The 23,540-nt window shown below is 63.8% G+C and carries 17 protein-coding genes and 2 tRNA genes; 4 read left to right on the top strand and 15 right to left on the bottom strand.

Going from position 1 to position 23,540, the window contains the following annotated elements; genetic code table 11:
* Window positions 1–73: 73 nt before the first annotated feature.
* A complete protein-coding gene (locus LC062_RS10080; RefSeq protein WP_224910906.1) occupies window positions 74–3,157 on the bottom strand; it encodes an efflux RND transporter permease subunit in 3,084 nt (1,027 codons plus the stop codon).
* Entirely contained in the window at window positions 3,154–4,341 is a 1,188-nt protein-coding gene (locus LC062_RS10075; RefSeq protein WP_224910905.1) for an efflux RND transporter periplasmic adaptor subunit, read from the bottom strand. Before LC062_RS10075 ends, LC062_RS10080 begins: the two co-directional genes overlap by 4 nt.
* Before the next feature lie 213 nt (window positions 4,342–4,554).
* Between LC062_RS10075 and LC062_RS21475 the strand changes: the two genes are divergently transcribed.
* Window positions 4,555–5,178 carry a TetR/AcrR family transcriptional regulator gene (locus LC062_RS21475; RefSeq protein ID WP_224910904.1) on the top strand — a complete coding sequence of 208 codons (624 nt, stop codon included), beginning with the start codon at window positions 4,555–4,557 and terminating at the stop codon, window positions 5,176–5,178.
* Between the two features lie 47 nt (window positions 5,179–5,225).
* Here LC062_RS21475 and LC062_RS10065 read toward each other — a convergent pair whose 3' ends face one another.
* The 4 genes from LC062_RS10065 to LC062_RS10050 all read right to left on the bottom strand — a co-directional run bounded on the left by LC062_RS10065 (window position 5,226) and on the right by LC062_RS10050 (window position 10,076).
* Complete coding sequence (locus tag LC062_RS10065) at window positions 5,226–6,914, bottom strand: NAD+ synthase (protein WP_224910903.1); 1,689 nt, start codon at window positions 6,912–6,914, stop codon at window positions 5,226–5,228.
* Between the two features lie 86 nt (window positions 6,915–7,000).
* Window positions 7,001–7,531, bottom strand: coding sequence for a response regulator (locus LC062_RS10060; protein ID WP_224910902.1), 531 nt, complete (start codon window positions 7,529–7,531; stop codon window positions 7,001–7,003).
* Between the two features lie 353 nt (window positions 7,532–7,884).
* Entirely contained in the window at window positions 7,885–9,267 is a 1,383-nt protein-coding gene (locus LC062_RS10055; protein WP_224910901.1) for a class II 3-deoxy-7-phosphoheptulonate synthase, read from the bottom strand.
* Window positions 9,268–9,479: 212 nt separating this feature from the next.
* A complete protein-coding gene (locus LC062_RS10050; RefSeq protein ID WP_224910900.1) occupies window positions 9,480–10,076 on the bottom strand; it encodes a gamma-glutamylcyclotransferase family protein in 597 nt (198 codons plus the stop codon).
* A 281-nt stretch (window positions 10,077–10,357) separates the two neighbouring features.
* Here LC062_RS10050 and LC062_RS10045 point away from each other — a divergent pair.
* Window positions 10,358–10,433 (top strand) — tRNA-Val (locus LC062_RS10045).
* A 525-nt stretch (window positions 10,434–10,958) separates the two neighbouring features.
* A complete protein-coding gene (locus LC062_RS10040) occupies window positions 10,959–11,942 on the top strand; it encodes a trypsin-like peptidase domain-containing protein (RefSeq protein WP_224910899.1) in 984 nt (327 codons plus the stop codon).
* Window positions 11,943–12,300: 358 nt separating this feature from the next.
* Here LC062_RS10040 and LC062_RS10035 read toward each other — a convergent pair whose 3' ends face one another.
* From LC062_RS10035 to LC062_RS09995, 9 genes are all read right to left on the bottom strand, one after another.
* Entirely contained in the window at window positions 12,301–13,134 is an 834-nt protein-coding gene (locus LC062_RS10035; RefSeq protein WP_224910898.1) for a glycosyltransferase family 2 protein, read from the bottom strand.
* Window positions 13,135–13,359: 225 nt separating this feature from the next.
* The gene (locus LC062_RS10030; protein WP_181759862.1) at window positions 13,360–13,635 is read right to left on the bottom strand and encodes an HU family DNA-binding protein; all 276 of its coding nucleotides are present in this window, start codon (window positions 13,633–13,635) and stop codon (window positions 13,360–13,362) included.
* A gap of 185 nt (window positions 13,636–13,820) precedes the next feature.
* Window positions 13,821–16,256, bottom strand: a complete 2,436-nt coding sequence (gene lon, locus LC062_RS10025; protein ID WP_224910897.1) for an endopeptidase La — start codon at window positions 16,254–16,256, stop codon at window positions 13,821–13,823.
* A 454-nt stretch (window positions 16,257–16,710) separates the two neighbouring features.
* Complete coding sequence (gene clpX / locus LC062_RS10020) at window positions 16,711–17,976, bottom strand: ATP-dependent Clp protease ATP-binding subunit ClpX (protein ID WP_224910896.1); 1,266 nt, start codon at window positions 17,974–17,976, stop codon at window positions 16,711–16,713.
* Window positions 17,977–18,200: 224 nt separating this feature from the next.
* Window positions 18,201–18,845 carry an ATP-dependent Clp endopeptidase proteolytic subunit ClpP gene (gene clpP / locus LC062_RS10015; protein ID WP_224910895.1) on the bottom strand — a complete coding sequence of 215 codons (645 nt, stop codon included), beginning with the start codon at window positions 18,843–18,845 and terminating at the stop codon, window positions 18,201–18,203.
* Window positions 18,846–19,046: 201 nt separating this feature from the next.
* Window positions 19,047–20,396 carry a trigger factor gene (gene tig, locus LC062_RS10010; RefSeq protein ID WP_224910894.1) on the bottom strand — a complete coding sequence of 450 codons (1,350 nt, stop codon included), beginning with the start codon at window positions 20,394–20,396 and terminating at the stop codon, window positions 19,047–19,049.
* Window positions 20,397–20,491: 95 nt separating this feature from the next.
* Window positions 20,492–20,576, bottom strand: a tRNA-Leu gene (locus LC062_RS10005).
* Window positions 20,577–20,677: 101 nt separating this feature from the next.
* A complete protein-coding gene (locus LC062_RS10000; RefSeq protein WP_224910893.1) occupies window positions 20,678–22,237 on the bottom strand; it encodes an NAD(P)H-hydrate dehydratase in 1,560 nt (519 codons plus the stop codon).
* The gene (locus LC062_RS09995; RefSeq protein WP_224910892.1) at window positions 22,234–22,644 is read right to left on the bottom strand and encodes a VOC family protein; all 411 of its coding nucleotides are present in this window, start codon (window positions 22,642–22,644) and stop codon (window positions 22,234–22,236) included. Before LC062_RS09995 ends, LC062_RS10000 begins: the two co-directional genes overlap by 4 nt.
* 420 nt (window positions 22,645–23,064) lie before the next feature.
* On the opposite strand from LC062_RS09995, the gene LC062_RS09990 reads away from it, so the two are divergent.
* Window positions 23,065–23,403, top strand: a complete 339-nt coding sequence (locus tag LC062_RS09990; protein ID WP_181759856.1) for a P-II family nitrogen regulator — start codon at window positions 23,065–23,067, stop codon at window positions 23,401–23,403.
* Window positions 23,404–23,540: the final 137 nt, after the last annotated feature.

Below are 23,540 nucleotides of genomic sequence, written 5' to 3'. Positions count from 1 at the left end.
GACGGGGTCTTTTTCGCGGGGAAGTTTCACTGAAAGCGGCGGTACGGCGGTGCCGCCCTGCCCGGCGACGTGCCTACTCGGCCGGCGCCGGGCTCGCCGTCACCGCCTCGCCCGCATCGTCGTCAGTGACCGGCTTGCGGTCCGGATGCCCCACATACATGTAGAACATCGGCACCACGAACAGGGTGAAGATGGTGCCCACCGACATGCCCGAGGCAATGACCAGGCCGATGGAGTAGCGCGCGGCCGCGCCCGCCCCCTCGGCCAGCACCAGCGGAATGACGCCAAGCACCATCGCGCCGGTGGTCATCAGGATCGGCCGCAAACGCTCGCGCGCCGCCTCGACGATGCCCTCGCGTTTGCTCAACCCATGTTCGTCACGCTGAGCATTGGCGAACTCCACCATCAGAATGCCGTGCTTGGTGATCAGCCCGACAAGGGTGATCAGCCCGACCTGGGTGTAGATGTTCAGCGTGCCCAGACCGAGGTTCAACGGCACGATCGCCCCGAAGATCGACAGCGGCACCGACATCATGATGATGAACGGATCGCGGAAGCTCTCGAACTGCGCCGCCAACACCAGATAGATCACCACCACCGCCATGGCGAAGACAAACAGGATCGTCGAGCCCTGCTTGATCTCCAGCCGCGACTGACCGGCGTAATCCTCGAAGAAGCCATCGGGCATCGCATCCCGGGCAATCTCCTGCAAGGTGGCAAGCCCCTCGCCGGAGGTCACGGTGGGCAGCGGCAACGCGGCAATCGTCGCCGAGTTGAGCTGGTTGAACTGCTCGATCGCCGCAGGCGCTGCGGTTGCGTCGATCTTCACCACCGCCGACAGCGGCACCATCGCCCCATTGGCCGAACGCACGTAGAAATAGTCGAGCCGTTCGGGGTTCAGACGGAACGCCCGGTCGACCTGCGGGATGATCTTGTAAGACCGGCTCTCCCGGTCGAACTTGGACACCTCCGCCTCGCCGACGAGAATGTTCAGCGTCTGGCCAATGCTTGAGATCGGCACGCCAAGGGTCGCCGCCCGGTCCCGGTCGATCACCACCCGCACCCGCGGGCTGTCATAGGACAGGGAGTTCTGGACGACGATGAACTTGCCCGAGGCCATCGCCTTCTGGCGGATTTCCTCGGCGATCTCATACACCTGCTCAGCCGCGCCGGTGGACTGCAACACGAACTGGATCGGCAACCCGCCACCGGCGCCCGGCAGGGAGGGCGGCGCGAACACGAAGGCCTCGACGCCGGCCGACTTCTGCAGGCGCGGCTGGATCATCTCCTGGATCGCCTTCTGGCTCTCTTCGCGCTCGTCCCACGGCTTCAGCGCCCAGATGGCGAAGGCCGAATTGGTCGAACCGGTGCCAACCACCTGGAACCGCGCCTCCACACCCGGCACATCGTCGGTCAGATCGTAGAACTGATCGGTGTAGAGCTTGGTGTAATCGGAGGTGGCATAGCGCGGCGCGGTGGTCAGCGCGAACAACGCCCCTTGGTCTTCCTCCGGCGCCAGTTCGGTCTTGGTGTTGACGAACAGGTAGCCGGTGGTGGCGAGCAGGATGGTGACGATTGCCAGCGTCGCCGGCTTGTAGTTCAGCGAGCCGTCGAGCCGCCGTCCGTACCAGTCCGCCAGCCGGGTGAAGATCCGGTCGACGAAATGCTGGAACCGGCTCGGCTTGCTGGAGAGCAGCCGCGCCGACATCATCGGCGACAGGGTGACGGCGACGAAGCCGGAAATCACCACCGCACCGGCCAGCGTGAAGGCGAACTCGCGGAACAGCGAGCCCGTCAGCCCTTGCGCGAAACCGATTGGCGCGTAAACCGCCGCCAGGGTGATGGTCATCGCCACCACCGGGCCGAAGATCTCCTTCATGCCGACGATGGCCGCCGGCAAGGGTTTCATCCCGTTTTCCAGGTGCCGGTGAATGTTCTCCACCACGACGATGGCGTCATCCACCACAAGGCCGATGGCCAGCACCATCGCCAGCAGCGTCAGCGTGTTGAGCGAATAGTCCAGCCCCCAGAGGAAGAAACAGACACCGACCAGCGACAGCGGGATCGTCACGATCGGCACCAGCACCGCCCGGAACGAGCCGAGGAACAGGAGGATCACCAGAATGACGATGACCACCGCCTCTGCGATTGTCGTGAACACCTCGCCGATCGACGCCCTGATGAAGCTGGTGCTGTCGTAGAGCACCGTGATCGACACCCCTTCCGGCAGGTTGGCGGAAATCCGTTCCAGCTCCGCCCGCACCCCGTCGGCAGTGTCCAGCGGGTTGGCCGAAGGGCTCGGCATGATGCCGATGAACACGCCCTGCCGGCCGTTGAAGGAGACCTTGGTATCGGTGTTTTCGCTGCCCAGCTCGATCCGTGCCACATCGCGCAGCCGCACGATCTCGTCGCCGTCGGAGCGGATCGGCAAGAGGCCGAAGGCTTCCGGCGTCTGCAGCGTCGTCTGCATCTCGATCTGATAGGCGACGTACTCGTTCTCGGTCTTGCCCGGCGCCGACAGGAAGTTGGCGCTCTGCACCGCAAGCTGGATATCGGTCGCCGTCACGCCGCGCGCGGCCAGCTTGATCGGGTCGATCCAGATGCGCATGGCGAAGGTCTGACCACCCAGCACCTGGGCATCGGCGACACCCTCCACGGTGGAGAGCTGCGGCTCGATCACCCGCGAGATGAACTCGGTCATCTGCTGCGGCGACATGATGTCGGACAGCACCGACAGATACATCAGGGCGAAGGTGTTGCCGGTGCCCTTCTGGATCACCGGGTCCTCCGCCTCACGCGGCAACTGCCCGCGGATCTGCTGCACCTTGGAGATCACCTCCGTCAGCGCCGCATCCGGGCTGGTGTTGAGGCGCATCTGCACGGTCACCGTCGACATGCCGAGCGTGCTCTTGGAGGTGACGTAATCAACGCCCTCCGCCGTCGCCACCGCCTTGGCGACCGGCGTGGTGATGAAGCCCTGGATCAGATCCGCACTGGCGCCCGGATAGATCGTCGACACGGTGATGACGGTTTCCTCGACCTCCGGATACTGCCGGATCGTCATGTTGAGGATCCCCTGCACACCAACCAGCAGGATGATCAGACTGACGACCGTGGACAGCACCGGCCGGCGAATGAAGACTTCGGAAAAGTTCACGATTCACCTCCGCCAAGGCCCGACGTGGTGGACGGGTCGATGGTGTTGTCGATCCGCACCGGCGTGCCGATGGACAGCTTGTTCTGGCCGGCGGTGACGATCACGTCGCCCGGCTTCAACCCTTCGGTGACCTCGATCACGCCGAGATAGCGGCGGCCGGTCTTCACGAACACCTGACGGGCGACGAGCTTCTTCTCGCCTGCCTCGCCATCGTTGCCCGCCTCCGGCTTGGCCGCGTCAGGCGCCCCGTCCGCGTCCTCCTCAACCTCGACCTCACGCACCGCATAGACATAGGAGCCGTAAAGGCTCATCACCACGGCGGTCTGCGGCAGGGCAATCAGGTCCTTTTCGATCGGCAGTTCGATGCGGATGGCCGCGAACTGACCCGGGCGCAAGGCATAGTCGGCGTTGTCCACCTCAGCCTGCACCGCCACCAGCCGCGAATTCGGGTCGGCCTTCGGGTCGACACCAATGATCTCGCCGGTGTGGTCCAGATGCTCCGCATCGAGCCCGAGGCGGATCGTCTGACCAAGGCCGATCGACTTGATCTGCCCTTCCGGCACGTTGAAGTCGACCTTCATGGTGTCGAGATCCTGCAGCGTGGCGATCACCGCGCCCGCGCTCAGATACTGACCGAGGTCGATGCGCGGAATGCCGATGGTGCCGGAGAACGGCGCCCTGATCTGCTTCAGATCGAGCTGCGCCTTGACGCGCTCCAGCAGTGAGCGAGAGGCATCGAGCGCCGCCCGGGCATTGTCCAGCACGGAGGCGGAGCTGACGCCGCGCCCGGCCAGCGCCTCGGCCCGGTTGAGCGCCTGCTGATCGCGGGCCAGATTGGCCTCGGCGGCGATCAGGTCGGCCTGCTCGACCGCATCGTCGAGCTGGACCAGCAGCGCCCCGGCCTCGACCTTGTCATTGGCCTTGAAGTGGATTTCCCGCACCAGACCGGGCGCGCGCGAGGCGACATCGACACCCTGCCGGGCGACGATCGTGCCGATCGCCTCGATGCCGGGGTGCCAGTCCTGCGGCTCCACCACCAGGGTCGAAACCGTGACGGTCGGGCGCTGCATGTTGGCAAAGAACTGGCCGATCATCTTGTCCCGGAAGACATTGAACCAGATCAGGCCGGCACAGGCGGCGAGAATGACGAGGACAAATAGGAAAGCAAGAATGCGCTTCAGCATGGGGCTCTCGGACGGGCTCGGTGCGAAAATGTGAATGGGAACAGCAGGACCGCCATGGCGTCACGCGGCCCTTCGCCTGCGTGCCACCGGAAAAACCGGAGCCTACCGTATGTCATGGTTATTCCTACGTAGCTTGTTTCTTTACCGTCCAGACGGTAAAGTCAACACCCTGTCCCCTCCACCGGGGATAGGGCGACAGACGAGGGAGCAACTGTGGCACGGACAACACAGAAGAAACAGGGCGCCACCAAACGCGGTACTGAAACACGCGTGCGGATCGTGGAGGCCGCCATAGAAGTGGTGGCGGAACAGGGCGCGCGCAAGTTCTCTCTTGATGCAGTCGCCCAGAAAGCCGGCATTTCCAAGGGCGGCCTGCTCTACAACTTCCCCACCAAGGCCGCACTGATGACCGCCATGGTCGCCCGGCATGTGGACGGGTTCGCCTCCCACTTCCAGAAGGAACAGGAGCGCTTTGCCAGCGAAGGCCACCCCGACCCGCTGATGCGCGGCTATCTGGAGACCTTCCGGTTTCATCTCTGCCGCAAGAGCAGGCCGCCCTCAGGCTTTCTCGCGGCAATCGCAGAGGCGCCGGAACTGCTCGACCCGGTGCGGGAAAAGAACGCGGAGCTGATGCAGACCATTCGCGCGTGCTGCAAGGACCCGCAATTCGCCATGATGACCTTCCTCACCCTGGAAGGCATTCGCCACGGCCGGCTGTTCGACGTCGATGAGATGTCCGACGCGGAAACCCTCGCCGTGATCGACCGGTTGATCGCCCTGACCGACCGCGGCAGCGCGGGAGAGACCACAGCGCACACGGCACCGCAGCAGGGCTGACCGGCCGACCCAATTCCAGGTTCCAGCCCTGCCCTCACCGTGCCCTTTCAGTGGCGGTCGCGGAACCGGTTGGTGATCGGATAGCGGCGGTCGCGGCCGAAATTCTTGCGGGTGATCTTCACCCCCGGCGCCGACTGCCGCCGCTTGTACTCGGCGATGTAAAGCAGATGCTCGATCCGGTGGATCAGTGCCCGGTCATGGCCGCGCGCCTCGATCTCGCTCACCGACATCTCGTTCTCCACCAGGCATTCGAGAATATCGTCCAGCACTTCGTATTCAGGCAATGAATCCTGATCGCTCTGCCCTTCCCGAAGCTCGGCGGAGGGCACCTTGACGAGAATATTGGTGGGGATGACCTCGCCTTCCGGCCCGAGCATGCCCGCCGGACGATTGTCGTTGCGCCAGGCGGCCAGCCGATAGACCTGCATCTTGTACAGGTCCTTGATCGGGTTGAACCCGCCGTTCATGTCGCCGTAAAGGGTCGCATACCCCACCGACATCTCCGACTTGTTGCCGGTGGTGGCGACCATGTAGCCGAACTTGTTGGAAATCGCCATCAGGATGACACCGCGCGCGCGCGACTGGATATTCTCCTCGGTGATCCCCGCTTCCGTGCCGCTGAACAGACCGGAAAGCGCCTCGGTGAACCCCTCCACCGCTGGCGCGATCGGCACCGTGTCATAGCGCAGCCCCAGCGCCTCGGCGCAGCCCCGCGCATCCGCGAGGCTTTCCTCGGAAGTGTAGCGGTAGGGCAGCATCACACAATGCACCCGCTCCGGCCCGAGCGCATCCACCGCCATCGCCGCGACGATGGCGCTGTCAATGCCCCCCGACAGCCCGAGCACGACGCCGGGGAACCGGTTCTTCTCCACATAGTCACGCAGGCCCAGCACGCAGGCCGACCAGCGCGCCGCATCGAGATCCGGCAGCGATGCGACCGGCCCGCCGTCACAGACCCAGCCCCCGGCCGACTGCCGCCGCCAGTCGGTGACCGTCACCGCCGCCTCGAACTCCGGCATCTGGAACGCCAGCCGGCGATCCGCCTGCAGCGCGAAGGAGGCGCCGTCGAACACAAGCTCGTCCTGGCCACCAACCTGGTTGCAATAGACCAGCGGCAATCCGGTCTCCACCACCCGCTGCAGCATCATCTGCAGGCGGATCTCCGGCTTGCCCGCATGAAAGGGCGATCCGTTGGGCACCAGCAGTAACTCCGCCCCCGTTTCCTGCAGACACTCGCAAACCTCATCGCTCCAGGTGTCCTCGCAAACCGGAACACCGAGCCGAATGCCGCGAAAGCCGATGGGCCCGGGCAGCGGCCCCGCCTGGAACACGCGCTTTTCGTCGAACTCGCCATAGTTCGGCAAATCCACCTTGAAGCGCACCCCCTCGATCCGCCCGCCATCGACCAGCGCCACCGCATTGTGCAGCTTGTCGCCCTCGCGCCAGGGCAGTCCGATCAGAACCCCCGGCCCGCCATCTGCCGTATCCGCCGCCAGATCGTCGAGCGCGTGCCGGCAGGCCCGCAAGAAGGCTGGCTTCAGCACCAGATCCTCCGGCGGGTAGCCGGACAGGAACAACTCGGAAAACAGCACCAGATCGGCACCTGCGGCAGCGGCCTCGGCCCGGGCCTCGCGCACCAGCGCAAGGTTTCCGGCGATATCGCCAACGGTCGGATTGAGCTGGGCAACCGCCAGACGCAGGCGGTCATTGGAACGGGGGGTGGTCGTGTCGATCATGCTCCCCGTTTAGCCCGCAGGTTGTCCGAGCGCAATCATCCACCGTCGCCGAAAGTCAGACCGCAGAACGCTTCCGCGACAGAGGATCAGATGAAGACCGCCGCATCCTGCGCGGATGGCGCAGCTCCGCCCGAAGGCGGGGCCAGCGACATGCCCCTGCCAGGGGCGGGCATCGCGGCGCGCGGCACCGGATGCACCGCCTCGCCGCAGCGCAGGAAGGCGCGATTCTCGGTCACCACCCGTTGCAGCCGCTGGTAAAGCAGCGCCGGGGAGATCGGCTTGGCCAGGAACTCATGAATGCCGAGCTTGACCGCGCGCAGGATCACGGGCTTGCGCGCATCGGCGCTGACCATGATCACCGGCGTCATCGCCAGCCCGTCGTTGGTGTCCCGCCGCAGGAGAGACAGGAAATCGGCACCGCTGACCGGCGCCATCAGCCAGTCGCAGATCACCACATCCGGCTGCCTGTCGAGAATGACCGCAAGACCGTCCGCGCCATCGGCCGCCTCGAACACCCTGCGAATGCCGAACCCACTGAGAATGGCGCGAAACAGCGACCGCATATGCGCATTGTCATCAATGACAAGAACGGCAATTCCTGAAAGATCCAGTTTCATGGCGCCACGGTCCCCCTTCCCGTTTGGCCCGCTCCAGATAATATTCCTGAATTCGAAAAATTCCGTTACGTGAGCGAACGGCGGCGGCGCAACAAGGCGCCGGGTTCGAAATAGTCTTGAAAGAAAGTCATGATGCAAAAAGCGCCCTGGAGGGCGTCTTCCCGGACGAAGCGAAGCGGAGATCCGGGACCGGCGAGGCACGGCCTCTCGGGTCCAGCCGACTGAAAACGCACGTCTTTCGGCTCCCTGATCCCGGGTCGCGCCAAGGCTTGCCCGGGATGACACGGGAAGTGCCGCTGCTCTTTGCCAGCGTCCGAGCCCCGCTGCACCGACATGCAGCGGGGTCCGAAGCGTCAGCTGGCTGCGGCCTGCGGTGCGGAGCCGCGCAGGTCCCGCTCCTTGCGCACATTCTCGGCAACAAGGAACGCCAGTTCGATCGCCTGCTCGGCGTTGAGACGCGGATCGCAATAGGTGTGGTAGCGATCGGCCAGATCCTCGGCGGTCAGCGCGCGGGCACCGCCGGTGCATTCGGTCACGTTCTTGCCGGTCATCTCCACATGGATGCCGCCGGCATAGGTGCCTTCCGCCCGGTGCACGGCAAAGAAAGCCTCCACCTCGCGCAGGATCCGGTCGAACGGCCGGGTCTTGTAGCTGTTGGCGGTGATGGTGTTGCCATGCATCGGGTCGCAGGACCACACCACCTTGCGCCCTTCCCGCTCCACCGCGCGCACCAGCGCCGGCAGATGCTCGGACACCTTGTCCGCACCGAAGCGGCAGATCAGCGTCAGCCGGCCGGCCTCGTTCTCCGGGTTGAGCGTGTCGATCAGCTCCAGCAGCCCGTCGGCGGAAAGGCTCGGGCCGCATTTCAGGCCGATCGGGTTCTTCACGCCGCGGAAATACTCCACATGCGCATGATCCGGCTGGCGGGTGCGGTCGCCGATCCACAGCATGTGGCCGGAGGTGGCGTACCAGTCGCCGGAGGTGCTGTCGACGCGGGTCAACGCCTGCTCATAGCCCAGCAGCAATGCCTCGTGGCTGGTGAAGAACTCGGTCGAGCGCAGCTGCGGCGCCGTGTCCGGATCGATGCCGCAGGCCCGCATGAAGTCGAGGCTTTCGGAAATCCGGTCGGCCAGCACCTGATAGCGGTGGCTCTGCGGGCTGTCCTTGACGAAGGACAGCATCCAGCGATGCACATGGTCGAGATTGGCAAAGCCGCCCTGGGCAAAGGCGCGCAGCAGGTTCAGCGTCGCCGCCGATTGCCGGTAGGCCATGATCTGGCGCTGCGGATCGGGCTCGCGATTGACCGCATCGAAATTGATGTCGTTGATGATGTCACCGCGGTAGCTCGGCAGCTCGACGCCATCCTTGGTTTCCGTCGCCGACGAACGCGGCTTGGCGAACTGCCCGGCGATCCGCCCGACCTTCACCACCGGCTGTGCCGAGGCATAGGTCAGCACCACGGACATCTGCAGGAAAACGCGGAAGAAGTCGCGGATGTGATCGGCGTGATGCTCGGCGAAGCTCTCGGCGCAATCGCCGCCCTGCAGCAGGAAGCCGCGTCCCTCGGCCACTTCGGCGAGCTGGGCCTTCAGCTTGCGCGCCTCACCTGCAAAAACCAGCGGCGGAAAGTCTGCCAGGCGGCGCTCCACTTCCGCGAGCGCTTCCGCGTCGCGATACTCCGGCACCTGCACGATCGGCTTCGACCGCCAGCTTTCCGGTGTCCAGTTCTGCGCCATCACCTCAACTCCCAAAAACCCGATCCGCCGATGAGCGTCTTCCCGCGCACCGGCCCTTGTCTGCATTGCGTGTTTACATCGTGTTGCACGCAACAATGTCCAGCCGCGACGTCGTCGCAGGCCGGGTGAGCGCGGTTATACACACCTTGCCCGGTTGAGGCCACCGTTTATGCCCGGTTCTGGCCGGCCGCGGGCGCCCACGGCCGGGCCGATCAGTCTGCCGGCGCCAGATACCGCACCCCTTCGCCGGCCAGCATCTCGTCGAAGCGGGCGAGCAGCCCGGCGTCGATTGCCTGAGCGCGCGGATAGCGCGGCGCGGCGCGGTCGGCCAGGATCGGCGCGTGCCAGCCATGGGTGGAGGCGATGAAACGCGCCACCCCCTCCTCGCCCCAGAAGGCATGAAAACCGGCCAGCACGCAATCCACATAGCTTTGCAGGATCGGATGGGTCTCATCGCCCCATTTGCGGATTGCCGTATCGGCCTGGAACAGGAAGGCATCGGCGCCGGCCGGCGCGCCATCGGCGGCTCCGCGAAACTGCGAACCGATGCCATCGATCCGCTCATAGCGGCGCTCGCGCTGCTGCAGCACCGCCAGCCCCTCCGCCGGTTCGCTGACCATCACCCCGTCGATGGCACAATCCGGGTCGGGCACCACCGTCAAGGTGCACACGCGCGGCCCCTCGTGCTCCGTCCACCAGGCCCGCCATTCCCGGCGCCAGCCGGCAAGGGTGCCCGGCGTTGCCCGCGCCGCCGGGTCCAGCGTGCGCACATTCACCAGCGAGCCGTAGCCGAAATAGGTGATCGTCATGGGTGTTTCCGGTCCTTCACCACCGCCTGCCGTTTCCCACAGGAGATGCAATCGTGTTTTCGCCAAGCCCCGCCCCACTTAACCGCTGACAGGGCCCCTTGGCCAGCCGCCACAGGCTGGCAGGAGGCGGAAAGCGTCTTGCAATCCCCGGCAAGGCGCCTTAGACAAGCGGTCGCGCGATCTGGCCGGCCATCCGGCGCCGGATTGCCGCGCCTTCTCCCTTCCCCGCCGGGTTACTGGCCGGACGGAGAGCAGCGAGGTCGCCAGAGGCGGCCCGGAACGGGCGGTTAGCTCAGTTGGTAGAGCGCCTCGTTTACACCGAGGATGTCGGGAGTTCGAGTCTCTCACCGCCCACCATTTTCCCAAGATTTGATACGGGCCTTGCTCTGGGCAGCTTCAGCCGAGCCGGGCTGTGCGCAACAGCAAGCACAACCTCCTCTCTAGCGCCCAACTACCACGATAAGTTAGCCTCGGCGCATTGTTTTCCGCGCCAGTGTTGCTAGCGCACTCGCAGCAGATCCGCCCGCATTCCCATCGGCGCACGCATCGTGACCATGAAGGGCGGCGACGAGGCCAATATTTTGCTCGCGACCAGAGACGCTGCCGCTCCTAAGGCGCCGCGATGCATCTGGGAGACCCGCAAGCGGAGCATGAGAACAGGCCACGCTTGATCTGGCCTAAGCGCCTGAGCACATTCAGCGATTTTGAACATACCAGAACTATTGTCAGACGCCGTTTTCTCTATAATTTCGTTGATCATTCTGTATATATTTTTGAAGAGAAATCAAGGCGAGAGGCAATAAATTGGATATAGAATTTCCTTTAAGCATATTGAAATCAGTCTGGAGTCACCGCCCAGATGGGCGATGGGCAATCTCAAACTTGAAAAGTCTAACACTTAAACCAGAAAAACCTGGCGATGACAGGTACTTTCTTCTCGGTGGTGACTTTGAATTAATGACCAATCGACCGAATAGGCAGATCGCAGATGCCTTGTCTCTGTTCGGCACCACCGACTATCTGATGCAGCAGAGCATTGTGCCTGTGGTTGCGTGGAATGAGGGAGAATCAGCCATCAGATGCATAGGAACTGCGTCAATCATCAGTTGCACCGGATATCTGATCACGGCGGCTCATGTCCTGCTGGACCCAATAGAAGCTGGATATGGGGCCACCCACATAGGAGGGCATCAGTATCGAAAGGACCTGAACTTTGGCGTGCTCATCCCATACATGGCACCAGCTGGGGGCATCTATTTTGCGAAAGCGTTTCGGTTCTTCCCCTTCCAAAAGATGTGGGTATGGGGTGATTGGAAACAAAGCCCGCTACTCCATGAAGACGACCGGTGGGAATATTTAACCGATGTGGCTGTCTGCAAAATCCGAGAAATGCCAAATGGGCATGCGCACCAGCCCTTAAACATGTCTCTTAATCCCTTTGTGCCCGGCGAGGCGGCCTATTCGTTGGGCTACGCAGAATTACCTAACATCGAGATTAACCCAAATACAAGCGTAATCTCAGACAGATCTTTTAGCCTCAACATCTATGTTACTGCTGGAAAAGTCCTACAAACGTTTCCTCAGAACCATATTGCGAGAGAGGTTTCCACACCCGGACCATGCTTTGATTTCAATGCTCGCGTTCCCGGAAAAATGAGCGGCGCCCCCGTTTTCGGAGCACAAGGGGCCGTGATCCGTGGAGTCGTCAGCCGCAGCTTTTCAGGTGAGGAACATGCCTACGGCTCGATGCTCGGTCCTGCCATGGCGCTCCCGATGGATGAGCCCGAGGTCAATGGACAATCACTTCGTTCGCTACTCGAGCGGGGGAATGAGGGGATGTCACAGGTCCATGGTATTGGACTATGAGTAAATTTAATTGATCCCTAATATAGATAAAGCGACACAATAGAAGCATCGTTCCCCACGCCGCCCTAAGAAGCTCAGCTCCCAGGTCTTTGGGGCAACGGTACGCGCCCCTCCAGTCCACCATGAAGACTGGAAGCGCCAATGCAAGCTAACTTCATGCTCATTATTTGACAGACAGCGCACAGATTAGGTGCACCTACGTGACGTTCTGTCAGCACAAGCGGTCGGCGCCGCTCTCTTTTGGGGCGAGGTATGGGAAGGAGAATTTGCGCGCGCCTGCTCACGGGAAAAGGTAAGGAAGTCTTGGCCTTAGACACCCAGAGGCCGCTCTCTCACCGCCCGCCGGGCGCTGGCCACGCTACAGCCACAGGCCGTGGGTGTTGCGCATGTAGGTGACGGCGGCGGCATCGGCGTCTTCCCGCCCCACCCCATCCAGCACCGCGGCATTGAGCGAGGCCAGCGGCGAGGACATGGTCTCCACCGGATCGAGCACATTGGCGTCGAGCCAGATCGGGATCCCCTTGCGGGCCACCATCCCCGACAGCCAGACATCATCCACCGACCAGATCACCGGCGGAATGTCGCAATCCTCCGGCGCGAACCACTCCGGCCGCACCAGCACCCCATGCCCGCCTTCGAAGATGTCGATGTAGCCGGAGCGCTTGAACGCCCGGCGCGGCGGATCGGGCAGCGTGGCGCGCGCCTTCCCGGCCCTGATGTCCCGCAGCAGAAAGCGGAGCTGGAAGGGAATGTCGGTGATCCGCCAGCGACGCACCGCTCGGGGGCGCAATGCCCGCTCAGAGCCGCCCGGCGCCAGCCAATGAGCCTCCTGACCGCTCTGGGCGATGGCGCAGCCCGGATGCCGCTCCTTTGCCGCGAGAAACCGCGCGATCCAGTCCGGATGGAAGATCTTGTCATCGTCGCAAAACAGCAGGTCGCAATCCTGGCCCTGCAGCTCCATGGCCGCCGGCAGGACCTTCGACGCCGGTCCCATATCCATCTCGCAGCGACGGATCTCCACCCCCTCGGGCACCTCCGGCAACACACCATCCCACTCGGGAAAGCGGCGATAGGCGCGCGGAATGTAAAGCAGGACCCGGTCCGCCGGGCGGCTCTGCGCCAGAATGCTGCGCAGCGTGAGATCAAGCCTGGGAAAACGTGGCGGGATCGCCGAAAGGGAAACGGCAAGCATCCGGTGCTCCATCCTTTTGCCAGCCTTTCGGGCGCAACGCCGCCCCTGTCCGGGAGACCGGCTTCAGACAGAAAAGCAGGCATAAAAAAAGACCCCATGGCCGAACGCCACCGGGGTCTTTTTGATGGGCCGGACCACTCGTCCCGGGTTCCCGGGGAGCCGTCCGCCTGGCGCGCCCGCATTCTGCAGCCAGAATGCGGGAGCTTCCAGGAGCCTTCTGCCTGATCAGGCGTTGACTGCGTCCTTCAGGCCCTTGCCGGCCTTGAACTTCGGCGTCTTCGACGCCGGGATCTGGATCGTCTCGCCGGTGCGCGGGTTGCGGCCCTCGGAGGCAGCGCGCTCGGAAACGCTGAAGTTGCCGAAGCCGATGATCCGGACTTCGTCGCCGCTCTTCAGGGTGTTGGTGACGGCTTCGAGAGCAGCGTCAACAGCTTCACCGGCCTGCGCCTTGGTGAGACCGGTCTTGTCCGCGACCGCAGCGATCAGATCATTCTTGTTCATGGCAGTCCCTTTCCTGGAAACAGCAAGCCCGTCGATTCGTGACAGGCCTCGGGGCAGGACACTCTTGCGATTTCCCGGCCTTGGCAAGCTGAAAGTGGCGGAATTCCGCGATTTTTCCGTCATTTTGGCAAAAGAAAGGGCCCCGGCTGGCACCGGAGCCCCCATTTCTGTGGAAAGCCGTTGGCTCAATGGGCCAGGACGTTCGGCCCATCCTCGTCCGAAACCACGGCCTTGCGGGCCGCATCGGCCGCCGCCTCGTCCCATTCGATCGGCTCGGGCTGACGCAGGAGCGCGGTCTTCAGGACATCCTCCATCCGCGAAACCGGGATGATGTCGAGGTCGTTCTTCACGTTATCCGGAATATCCGCCAGGTCCTTGGCGTTGTCTTCCGGAATGAGAACGGTCTTGATCCCGCCCCGCAGCGCGGCCAGCAGCTTCTCCTTCAGCCCGCCGATCGGCAACACCCGGCCACGCAGGGTGATCTCGCCGGTCATCGCCACGTGGCGGCGCACCGGAATGCCGGTCATGGCCGAAATCACCGCCGTCGCCATGGCGATGCCCGCCGACGGTCCGTCCTTGGGCGTCGCGCCCTCCGGCACGTGCACGTGGATATCGCGCCGGTCGAACAGCGGCGGCTCGATGCCGAAATCGACCGCCCGCGAGCGCACATAGGACGCCGCCGCCGAAATCGATTCCTTCATCACGTCGCGCAGGTTGCCGGTGACGGTCATCTTGCCCTTGCCGGGCATCATCACCCCTTCGATGGTCAGCAGCTCGCCGCCCACCTCGGTCCAGGCCAACCCGGTGACGACACCGACCTGATCCTCCAGTTCGGCCTCGCCATACCGGTAGCGCGGCACCCCGAGGAACTCCTCGACAACCGCCTCATCGACGACGATGGCCTCCTTGTCGTTCATCAGGATGTCCTTGACCGCCTTGCGGGCGAGGGTCGCCAGCTCCCGCTCAAGGTTACGCACGCCCGCCTCGCGGGTGTAACGCCGGATCACCATGCGCAGCGCCGCGTCGCCCACCTCGAACTCGCCGGCCTTCAGGCCATGGTCCTTCTCCGCCTTCGGCAGCAGGTGCCGGCGCGCGATCTCGACCTTCTCATCCTCGGTGTAGCCGGCGATGCGGATGATCTCCATCCGGTCCATCAGCGGCGCGGGGATGTTGAGCGTGTTGGCCGTGGTCACGAACATCACATCGGACAGGTCGTATTCGACCTCCAGATAGTGATCCATGAACGAGCTGTTCTGCTCCGGATCCAGCACCTCAAGCAGCGCCGAGGACGGATCGCCCCGGAAGTCCATGCCCATCTTGTCGATCTCGTCGAACAGGAACAGCGGGTTGGACTTCTTCGCCTTCTTCATCGACTGGATGACCTTGCCGGGCATCGAGCCGATGTAGGTGCGCCGGTGACCACGGATCTCCGCCTCGTCCCGCACGCCGCCCAGCGACATGCGCACGAACTCACGGCCCGTCGCCTTGGCGATCGATTTGCCCAACGAGGTCTTGCCGACGCCCGGAGGACCGACGAGGCACAGGATCGGCCCCTTCAGCTTGTTCGCCCGCTTCTGCACCGCCAGATACTCGACGATGCGCTCCTTGACCTTCTCCAGGCCATAGTGGTCGGTGTCGAGCACGCTCTGCGCATGCTTCAGGTCATGCTTGACCTTGCCCCGCTTGCCCCAGGGAATACCCAGGAGCCAGTCGAGATAGTTGCGCACCACCGTCGCCTCGGCGGACATCGGGCTCATCTGCTTGAGCTTCCTGAGCTCCGCCGTGGCCTTTTCGCGCGCTTCCTTCGACAGCTTGGTCTTGGTGATCCGCTCTTCAAGCTCGGCAACCTCGTCGCGGCCATCCTCGCCGTCGCCGAGTTCCTTCTGGATCGCCTTCATCTGCTCGTTGAGATAATACTCGCGCTGGGTCTTCTCCATCTGCCGCTTGACCCGCGAGCGGATGCGCTTTTCCACCTGGAGAACGGAAATCTCGCTCTCCATCAGGCCCAGCACCCGCTCCAGCCGCGCCGCGACGGAGGTGATCCCCAGGATCTCCTGCTTTTCCGGAATCTTGACCGCCAGATGCGAGGCGATGGTGTCCGCCAGCTTCGAGTTGTCGTCGATCTGCCCGATGGCGCCCAGCACCTCCGGCGAGACCTTCTTGTTCAGCTTGACGTAATTCTCGAACTCCGAGACCACCGAACGCGACAGGGCCTCCACCTCGACGGTGTCGGCCTCTTCCTCTTCCAGCACCACCGCGCGGGCCTCGAACAGGTCGCTGCGCTCCGTGTAGTCGGAGATCGACGCACGCGCGCCGCCCTCGACCAGCACCTTGACGGTGTTGTCCGGCAGTTTCAGCAGCTGGAGAACGGTCGCCAGCGTCCCGACCTTGTAGATGTCCTCCGGCGCGGGCTCATCGTCAGAGGCGTTGACCTGCGTGGCAAGCAGGATCTGCTTGTCCGCACTCATCACCTCCTCAAGGGCGCGAATGGACTTCTCACGGCCAACGAACAGGGGCACGATCATGTGCGGGAACACGACGATATCCCGCAGCGGCAGAACCGGGTACAGCGTGCCCTCGCCGTCTCCCTCGCCCATGGGCCGCGTTTCGAACTCAGTCATAGATCGTCCTTTCCTTGCGAACCCGCCGCCCCATCAAGTGGCGGATACGGACGGGCGCATTGGCGGCAGCGGCGATGGATCGAAACGGCACACACCGATCACACCACCTGGCCGGTCACCACCGCCCCGAATGGGCACGGATGGCATCCGCCCCGCTGCCTGTTGCCTCATTAGGTGGCTCCCACCCCGGGCAGTGTCAAGGCAAGGGGCCAGACCAACCGGAACTTTGCTCTCAACATTAAGCGGAAAAGCCGCTGATTCGCGTAAAAACAACGCTTTCGCACAAGCAATCGGTGGAAATCCGCCGGCCGTTCCCCGCCCCCCGCACCGCCCTGGCGTCCGCAGAAGGCCGCCCCTCGCCCCAACGCAAAACGGCCCCGATCCTTGGCAAGGACCGGGGCCGCCGATTGTCAGATTGCGCGGCACGCGGCAGGAGGCCGCGCGGCGATCAGTTTCAGGCGCTGGTGGCCGAGTTTTCCGCCCGATCCTCGTAGATGTACAGCGGACGCGCCTCGCCGGTGACCACCTCGGCGGAGATCACCACCTCCTTGACACCCTTCAGCCCCGGCAGCTCGTACATGGTGTCGAGCAGGATCGCCTCCAGGATCGACCGCAGACCGCGTGCACCGGTCTTGCGCTCGATCGCCTTGCGGGCGATCGCCTTCAAGGCTTCCTCGTGGTAGGTCAGCTCGACGTTTTCCATCTCGAACAGCCGCTGGTACTGCTTGACCAGCGCGTTCTTCGGCTCGGTCAGGATCTGCACCAGCGCTTCCTCATCAAGGTCGATCAGGGTGGCGATCACGGGCAAACGGCCGACGAATTCCGGAATCAGGCCGAATTTCAGCAGATCCTCCGGCTCCAGCTCGCCGAACAGCTCGCCCGCACGCCGGTCTTCAGGCGCCTCCACATTGGCCTTGAAGCCGATCGAGGTCTTGCGCCCGCGCTCGGAAATGATCTTCTCCAGACCCGCGAACGCCCCACCGCAGATGAACAGGATGTTGGTCGTGTCCACCTGCAGGAACTCCTGCTGCGGATGCTTGCGCCCGCCCTGCGGCGGCACGCTGGCGACCGTGCCTTCCATGATCTTCAGCAGCGCCTGCTGAACGCCCTCGCCCGATACATCGCGGGTGATCGAGGGGTTGTCCGCCTTGCGGCTGATCTTGTCGACCTCGTCGATGTAGACGATGCCGCGCTGCGCCCGCTCCACATTGTAGTCGGCCGACTGCAGCAGCTTGAGGATGATGTTCTCCACATCCTCACCGACATAACCGGCTTCGGTGAGCGTCGTCGCATCGGCCATGGTGAAGGGCACATCGAGGATGCGCGCCAGCGTCTGTGCCAGCAACGTCTTGCCGCAACCGGTCGGACCGACGAGCAGGATGTTCGACTTGGCCAGTTCCACATCGTTGTTCTTCGACGCGTGGTTCAGGCGCTTGTAGTGATTGTGGACCGCGACCGACAGTACCTTCTTCGCGCTGTTCTGGCCGATCACATAGTCATCGAGAACATTGCGGATTTCCTGCGGCGTCGGGATGCCGTCACGAGACTTGACCAGCGAGGATTTGTTTTCCTCGCGGATGATGTCCATGCACAGCTCAACGCATTCATCGCAGATAAAGACGGTCGGGCCGGCGATCAGTTTGCGCACTTCATGCTGGCTCTTGCCGCAGAAGGAGCAATAGAGCGTGTTTTTCGAATCGCCGCCGCTGGCCTTAGTCATCAGGTAAACCCCGCGTGGTTCGGAAGGACCTTGTCCCCCCGGTGTTTATTGGTGAAAGAAGCGCGCGGCGCGTCTTCCTCCGGGCTCCGGGCACACCACCCACCGGTCAGTGTCCCGGAATCTCACCATGCTTCCACCTCAAAAATCAATATTCGTTTAAGGCAGGGGCATGGCGACGGATCGCCCAAGTCCCGCTGAACGGCGAAAACCTCGCCATTCATAGGTTATTTAGACGTTTCCTCGGTACCGCCAAGCACCGCCGCGCGATCGACAATCACTTCATCGACGATGCCGAAGGCCTTGGCCGTCTCCGCCGACATGAAGTTGTCGCGATCGAGCGCTTCCTCAACCGCATCGAGCGACTGCCCGGTGTGGGTGACGTAGATCTCGTTCAGGCGCTGCTTCATCTTCAGGATTTCCTGAGCATGCAGCATGATATCCGCCGCCTGGCCGCGGAAGCCGCCGGAGGGCTGATGCACCATCACCCGCGCATTCGGCAGCGAGAACCGCATCCCCTTGGCGCCAGCCGCCAGAAGCAGCGAGCCCATCGACGCGGCCTGACCGATGCACAGGGTCGACACGGCCGGCCGAATGAACTGCATCGTGTCGTAAATCGCCAGGCCCGAGGTCACCAGACCACCCGGAGAATTGATGTAGATCGCGATTTCCTTGGTCGGATTTTCCGCTTCCAGATAAAGAAGCTGGGCGCAGACCAGCGTCGCCAGATGGTCCTCTACCGGGCCGGTCAGGAAAATGATCCGCTCCTTGAGCAGCCGCGAATAGATATCGTATGCGCGTTCACCCCGGTTCGTCTGTTCGACGACCATCGGAACGAGTGAACTCATGGCGAAATCAACTGGATCCTTCATGCCTCGTCCATGTTTTGGAGGAACGCCCCCTGCCTGAGAACCGCATCGTGTCAGCGGGTCGGCAGGCCTTCGGGAGGGACGGTCTCGGCCTCGGTCTTCTTGAGTCGAAAAAAGCGACACCCATACATAGGGGATGTCGCTTCATTTCGAAAGGTAGGTGCTAGTTGCACACAGGCAAGGGTTAAAAGTGCGTGCCGCCGATTACGACGACGCGCCCTCTTCCTCGTCCTCTGCCATCAGCTCTTCCTTGGTCACGGTCTTGTCGGTCACCGCGGCAAGTTCGAGGATGTAGTCCACCACCTTCTCTTCGTAGATCGGAGCCTGGAGGCTGGCCAGAGCGGTCGGGTTGCTCTTGTAGAACTCGAACACTTCCTTTTCCTGGCCCGGGAACTGACGCACCCGATCGTACAGCGCGCGCTGCACTTCCTCGTCGCTGACCTTGATCTCGTTCTGGTCGCCGACTTCCGACAGGACCAGGCCAAGCCGCACGCGGCGCTCGGCGATCTTGCGGTACTCCGCGCGGGTCTCTTCCTCGGAGGAGCCCTCGTCCTCGAAGGACTTGCCGGCGTTCGTCATGTCCGCCTCGACCTGGCGCCACACGCCGTCGAACTCGGAAGCGACCAGACGCTCGGGCAGATCGAACTGGTAGCGCTCGTCGAGCTTGTCGAGAAGCTGCCGCTTGATCTTCTGGCGGGTCATCGCGCCGTACTGGCTCTCGATCTGGCCGCGGACGATTTCCTTCAGCTTGTCGAGCGAGTCGAGGCCCAGCCCCTTGGCGAACTCATCATCGATGGTCACCTCACCGGCCGACTGCACTTCCTTGACGACGATGTCGAAGGTCACCGGCTTGCCGGCCAGGTGCTTCGCCGGATAGTCCTCGGGGAAGCTGACCTCGATGGTCTTCTCGTCGCCGGCCTTCAGACCGACAAGCTGCTCCTCGAAGCCCGGGATGAACTGCTTGGAGCCGATCACCAGCTGGCCGTTCTCGTCGGCACCGCCGTCGAAGGGCTCGCCATCGAGCTTGCCCAGGTAGCTCATCAGCACCCGGTCGCCATCTTCCGCCGCACCGTCCTTGGTCTCGAACGGCTTGTTGTTGTTGGCGATCTGCGCGATCTGCTCGTCGACTTCCGAATCGTCGATCTCCACCACCGGGCGCTCGATCGAGATCGTCTTGAAATCGATGATCTCGAATTCCGGCAGGATATCGTAGCTCATCGTGAAGGCGATATCGGCGCCGCCGGTGAGAATCGCCTCGGCGTCATCGTCAGCCAGATCGATTTCCGGCTGGAGCGCAGGCTTCTCGTTGCGCTCCTGAACGGCCGAGCGCGTGGTCTCGGTGATCATCTCGTTGAGCAACTCGGCGGTTGCCTGGCGCCCGTAGAGGCGCTTCAGATGGGCAGACGGAACCTTGCCCGGGCGGAAGCCCTTGATCTGAACCTTGCCCTTGAGATCTTCAAGATACGTATCGAGGCGGCTTGCAAGCTCAGACGCCGGAATGACGACTTTCAGTTCGCGTTTCAGCCCCTCGGCCAGGGTCTCTGTTACCTGCATGGTCGTGTGCTTCGTCCTTGATCGAGAACGTCTTTCCGACAGCTCGTTTGAAAATGATGCCCTGTACCGGGTCTGCTTCGGGTTCAGGCCATACGTGGTGCGGGCGGAGGGACTTGAACCCCCACGGCTTGCGCCACCAGAACCTAAATCTGGCGTGTCTACCAGTTCCACCACGCCCGCAACTTGCGCAGCGCCTTGAACCGAGGCGCGGCCTCTATAGCACCGCATATGACAGGGTCAAAGGAAAATCCGGGCTTGAGGCCGTCCCTCCCACCCTTCATTTATCGCTTTTCCTCCATCATTTGGCGCAAGACCACCCGCAAAGCCGGCTCAAGATCCTCCGCCGTCAGCGCCGCCCCAGCCTCGGCGCCGGCCTGGCCATGCAGCCAGACCGCCATGCAGGCGGCCTCGAATCCCGGCATCCCCTGCGCCAAGAGGCCGGTGACGATCCCCGCCAGCACATCGCCGGAGCCGGCGGTCGCCAGCCAGGGCGGCGCGCAATCGTTGATCGCCGCCCGGCCGCCGGGCTCGGCGATCACCGTGTCGCCGCCTTTCAGCAGCACCACCGCGCCGCTGCGCCGAGCCGCCGCCCGCGCCCGCTCCACCTTGGACGGCAGACCGGCGGCGGACAGATCCGGAAACAGCCGGGTGAACTCGCCCTCATGCGGCGTCAGAACGACCGCCGCCGCCTCTCCCGCGCCCGACCGGCTCAAAGCGGCAATCAGCGCGAACAGCTCCTCAGGCGCATCCGCATGGCTGGTCAAGGCATCCGCATCGAGCACCACCGCGCGCGGCCCGGCAAGGCAGGCACGTGTCAGCGCCCGCGTCCCCTCGCCCACTCCGGCCCCCGGCCCCAAAAGCACCGCGTTGAGCCGGGGGTCGGCGAGCAGATCCGACAGACCGTCTTCGCCGCGAAAGGAGCGCACCATCACCGCCGTCAAATGCGCGGCATTGACCAGCGCCGCCGAGGGCGGGGTCGCCACCGTCACCAGCCCGGCGCCGCAGCGCAGTGCCGCCCCCGCCGCGAGCCGTGCCGCGCCGGTGCCAAGCGCCGGACCGGAGATCGCCACCGCATGGCCCCGGCTGTACTTGTGCCCCTCCGGCCCCGGCGGCTGCCACGCCCCCCGCCACAGCTCCGGCGTGTTGCGGAACAGCGCCGGCCGCACCGTCTCCAGCACCCTGTCCCTGATGCCGATATCTGCGATCTCCAACGGGCCGCACAGACCACGCCCGGGATAAAGCAGGTGCCCCGGCTTGGCACGAAAGAAAGTGACCGTGCGATCCGCCGCCACCGCCGCGCCGAGTATGGCGCCACTCTCCCCGTTCACCCCCGAGGGCAGATCGACGGCGAGAACCAGAAGCCCCCGGGCCTCCCGCGCCGCGTTGACCTGCCGCACCGCCGCCGCGACCGGGCCGGTCAGCGGCCGGTCAAGCCCGGCCCCGAACAGGGCGTCGATTACCAGTCCTGCGGCAGCAAGATGCGCGCCCAGCACCTCTTCTTCCTGCGCCTGCGGCAACGTCTCAGGCGAAACGCCAGCCTCCTTCATCGCCGCGAGCGCCAGCGCCGCATCGCCCCGCGCCTCCCAGCCGCCCGGCAGCAGAACGACCCGCACCTTGTAGCCACGCCGCTTCAACAGGCGGGCCGCGACAAACCCATCGCCGCCATTGTTGCCCGGCCCGGCCAGCACGAGAATGCCCGCGTCATATCCGGCCATACGGCAGGCGGCATCGGCGACCGCCCGTCCGGCGACCTCCATCAGCTCGATGCCGGGCACCCCGCCCTCGATGGTCAGCCGGTCCGCCTCGCCCATCTGCACCGGTGTCAGCAATTCGCTTGTCATCCCCGGTCCCCGCTGCCGGCCAGCACCACATTCTGGGGTTCGGACAACTCCACCAGATTGCCCTCCGGATCGCGGATGTAGATCGAGCGCAGCGGCGAGAGCGCGCCGGTGCGCGACACCGGCCCCTCCTCGATCCCGACACCGGCCGCCTCCAGAGCGGCGATGGCCGCATCGAGCGAGGCGACAAGGAAGCACAGATCCGCCGACCCGGGCGCGGGCCGCTCAGCCACCGGGGCATAATCGTGACCGGGCGGATGCAGGTTGATCTTCTGGCTGCCGAAGCGCAGCGCCCGGCGACCACCGCCAAACACCACCTCCTCCATGCCCAGAACCTCGCAATAGAACCTGACGGCGGCATCCATGTCCGTGACCGTCAGAACGATGTGATCGAGTGCCATGATCCGCATCGTGACCTCCTTGTTGCCCTGCCCTTTCCGCCGCTTCGCCTGGCGGCCCCTTCAGACAGGCTCATCGCATTTCGCCGGGAATGGCGGCCAAACGCAACCGCCTTGCCGCAAACGCCCCGAACGGTCTCGCCGTTGCCCAGCGATTGCGCAACCTGCCGCCCGCCGATGCAATCGGCGGCACCGGCCGCCGATCCGCCTGCCTTGTTTTTCTGCATATTTATTGTGCAACGTGAGCAGAAAATAAACAGGCGCCGAGAAGCAACTGCGGCAGGCTGCGGGTTTGCGCGCGCGATTGCCCGAATAACAGGCTGTTTTTTTCGGCAGGCGGGACTGGCACGGCCCATGCTAATCAAGGGACACGGCCCCGAAACACGGGGACCCGCTTTTTTTGAACCCGGGCGACGTGAAGTGGCGGAGACGATGAAAAAGATCGAAGCGATTATCAAGCCGTTCAAGCTCGACGAGGTCAAGGAGGCGCTTCAGGAAGTCGGCCTCCAGGGCATCACGGTGACGGAGGCCAAGGGCTTCGGTCGCCAGAAGGGCCATACCGAACTTTATCGCGGCGCCGAATACGTCGTCGACTTCCTGCCCAAGGTGAAGGTCGAGATCGTCCTCACCGACGATCTGGTCGACAAGGCGGTCGAGGCCATCCGCAACGCGGCCCAGACCGGACGGATCGGCGACGGCAAGATCTTCGTCTCCTCCATCGAGGACGCGGTACGCATCCGCACCGGCGAGACCGGAACGGACGCGATCTAGCCTCCCGGCCGGAAGGCGAATGGCGCCCCGCGGCATGGAACGCCGGCCTTCCTCGACATCCAGAGCGGTTTCCCGCTGTCGTGAAACCGCTTCATCCATGAGCTTTCATGCCGTCTGGCGCAGACGACCGGTTTTCG

Source organism: Stappia indica (genome assembly GCF_020177335.1).
Taxonomy (GTDB): domain Bacteria; phylum Pseudomonadota; class Alphaproteobacteria; order Rhizobiales; family Stappiaceae; genus Stappia; species Stappia indica_B.
Note: the sequence above shows the minus strand (reverse complement) of the source record. Positions and strands in the feature narration are given on the sequence as shown.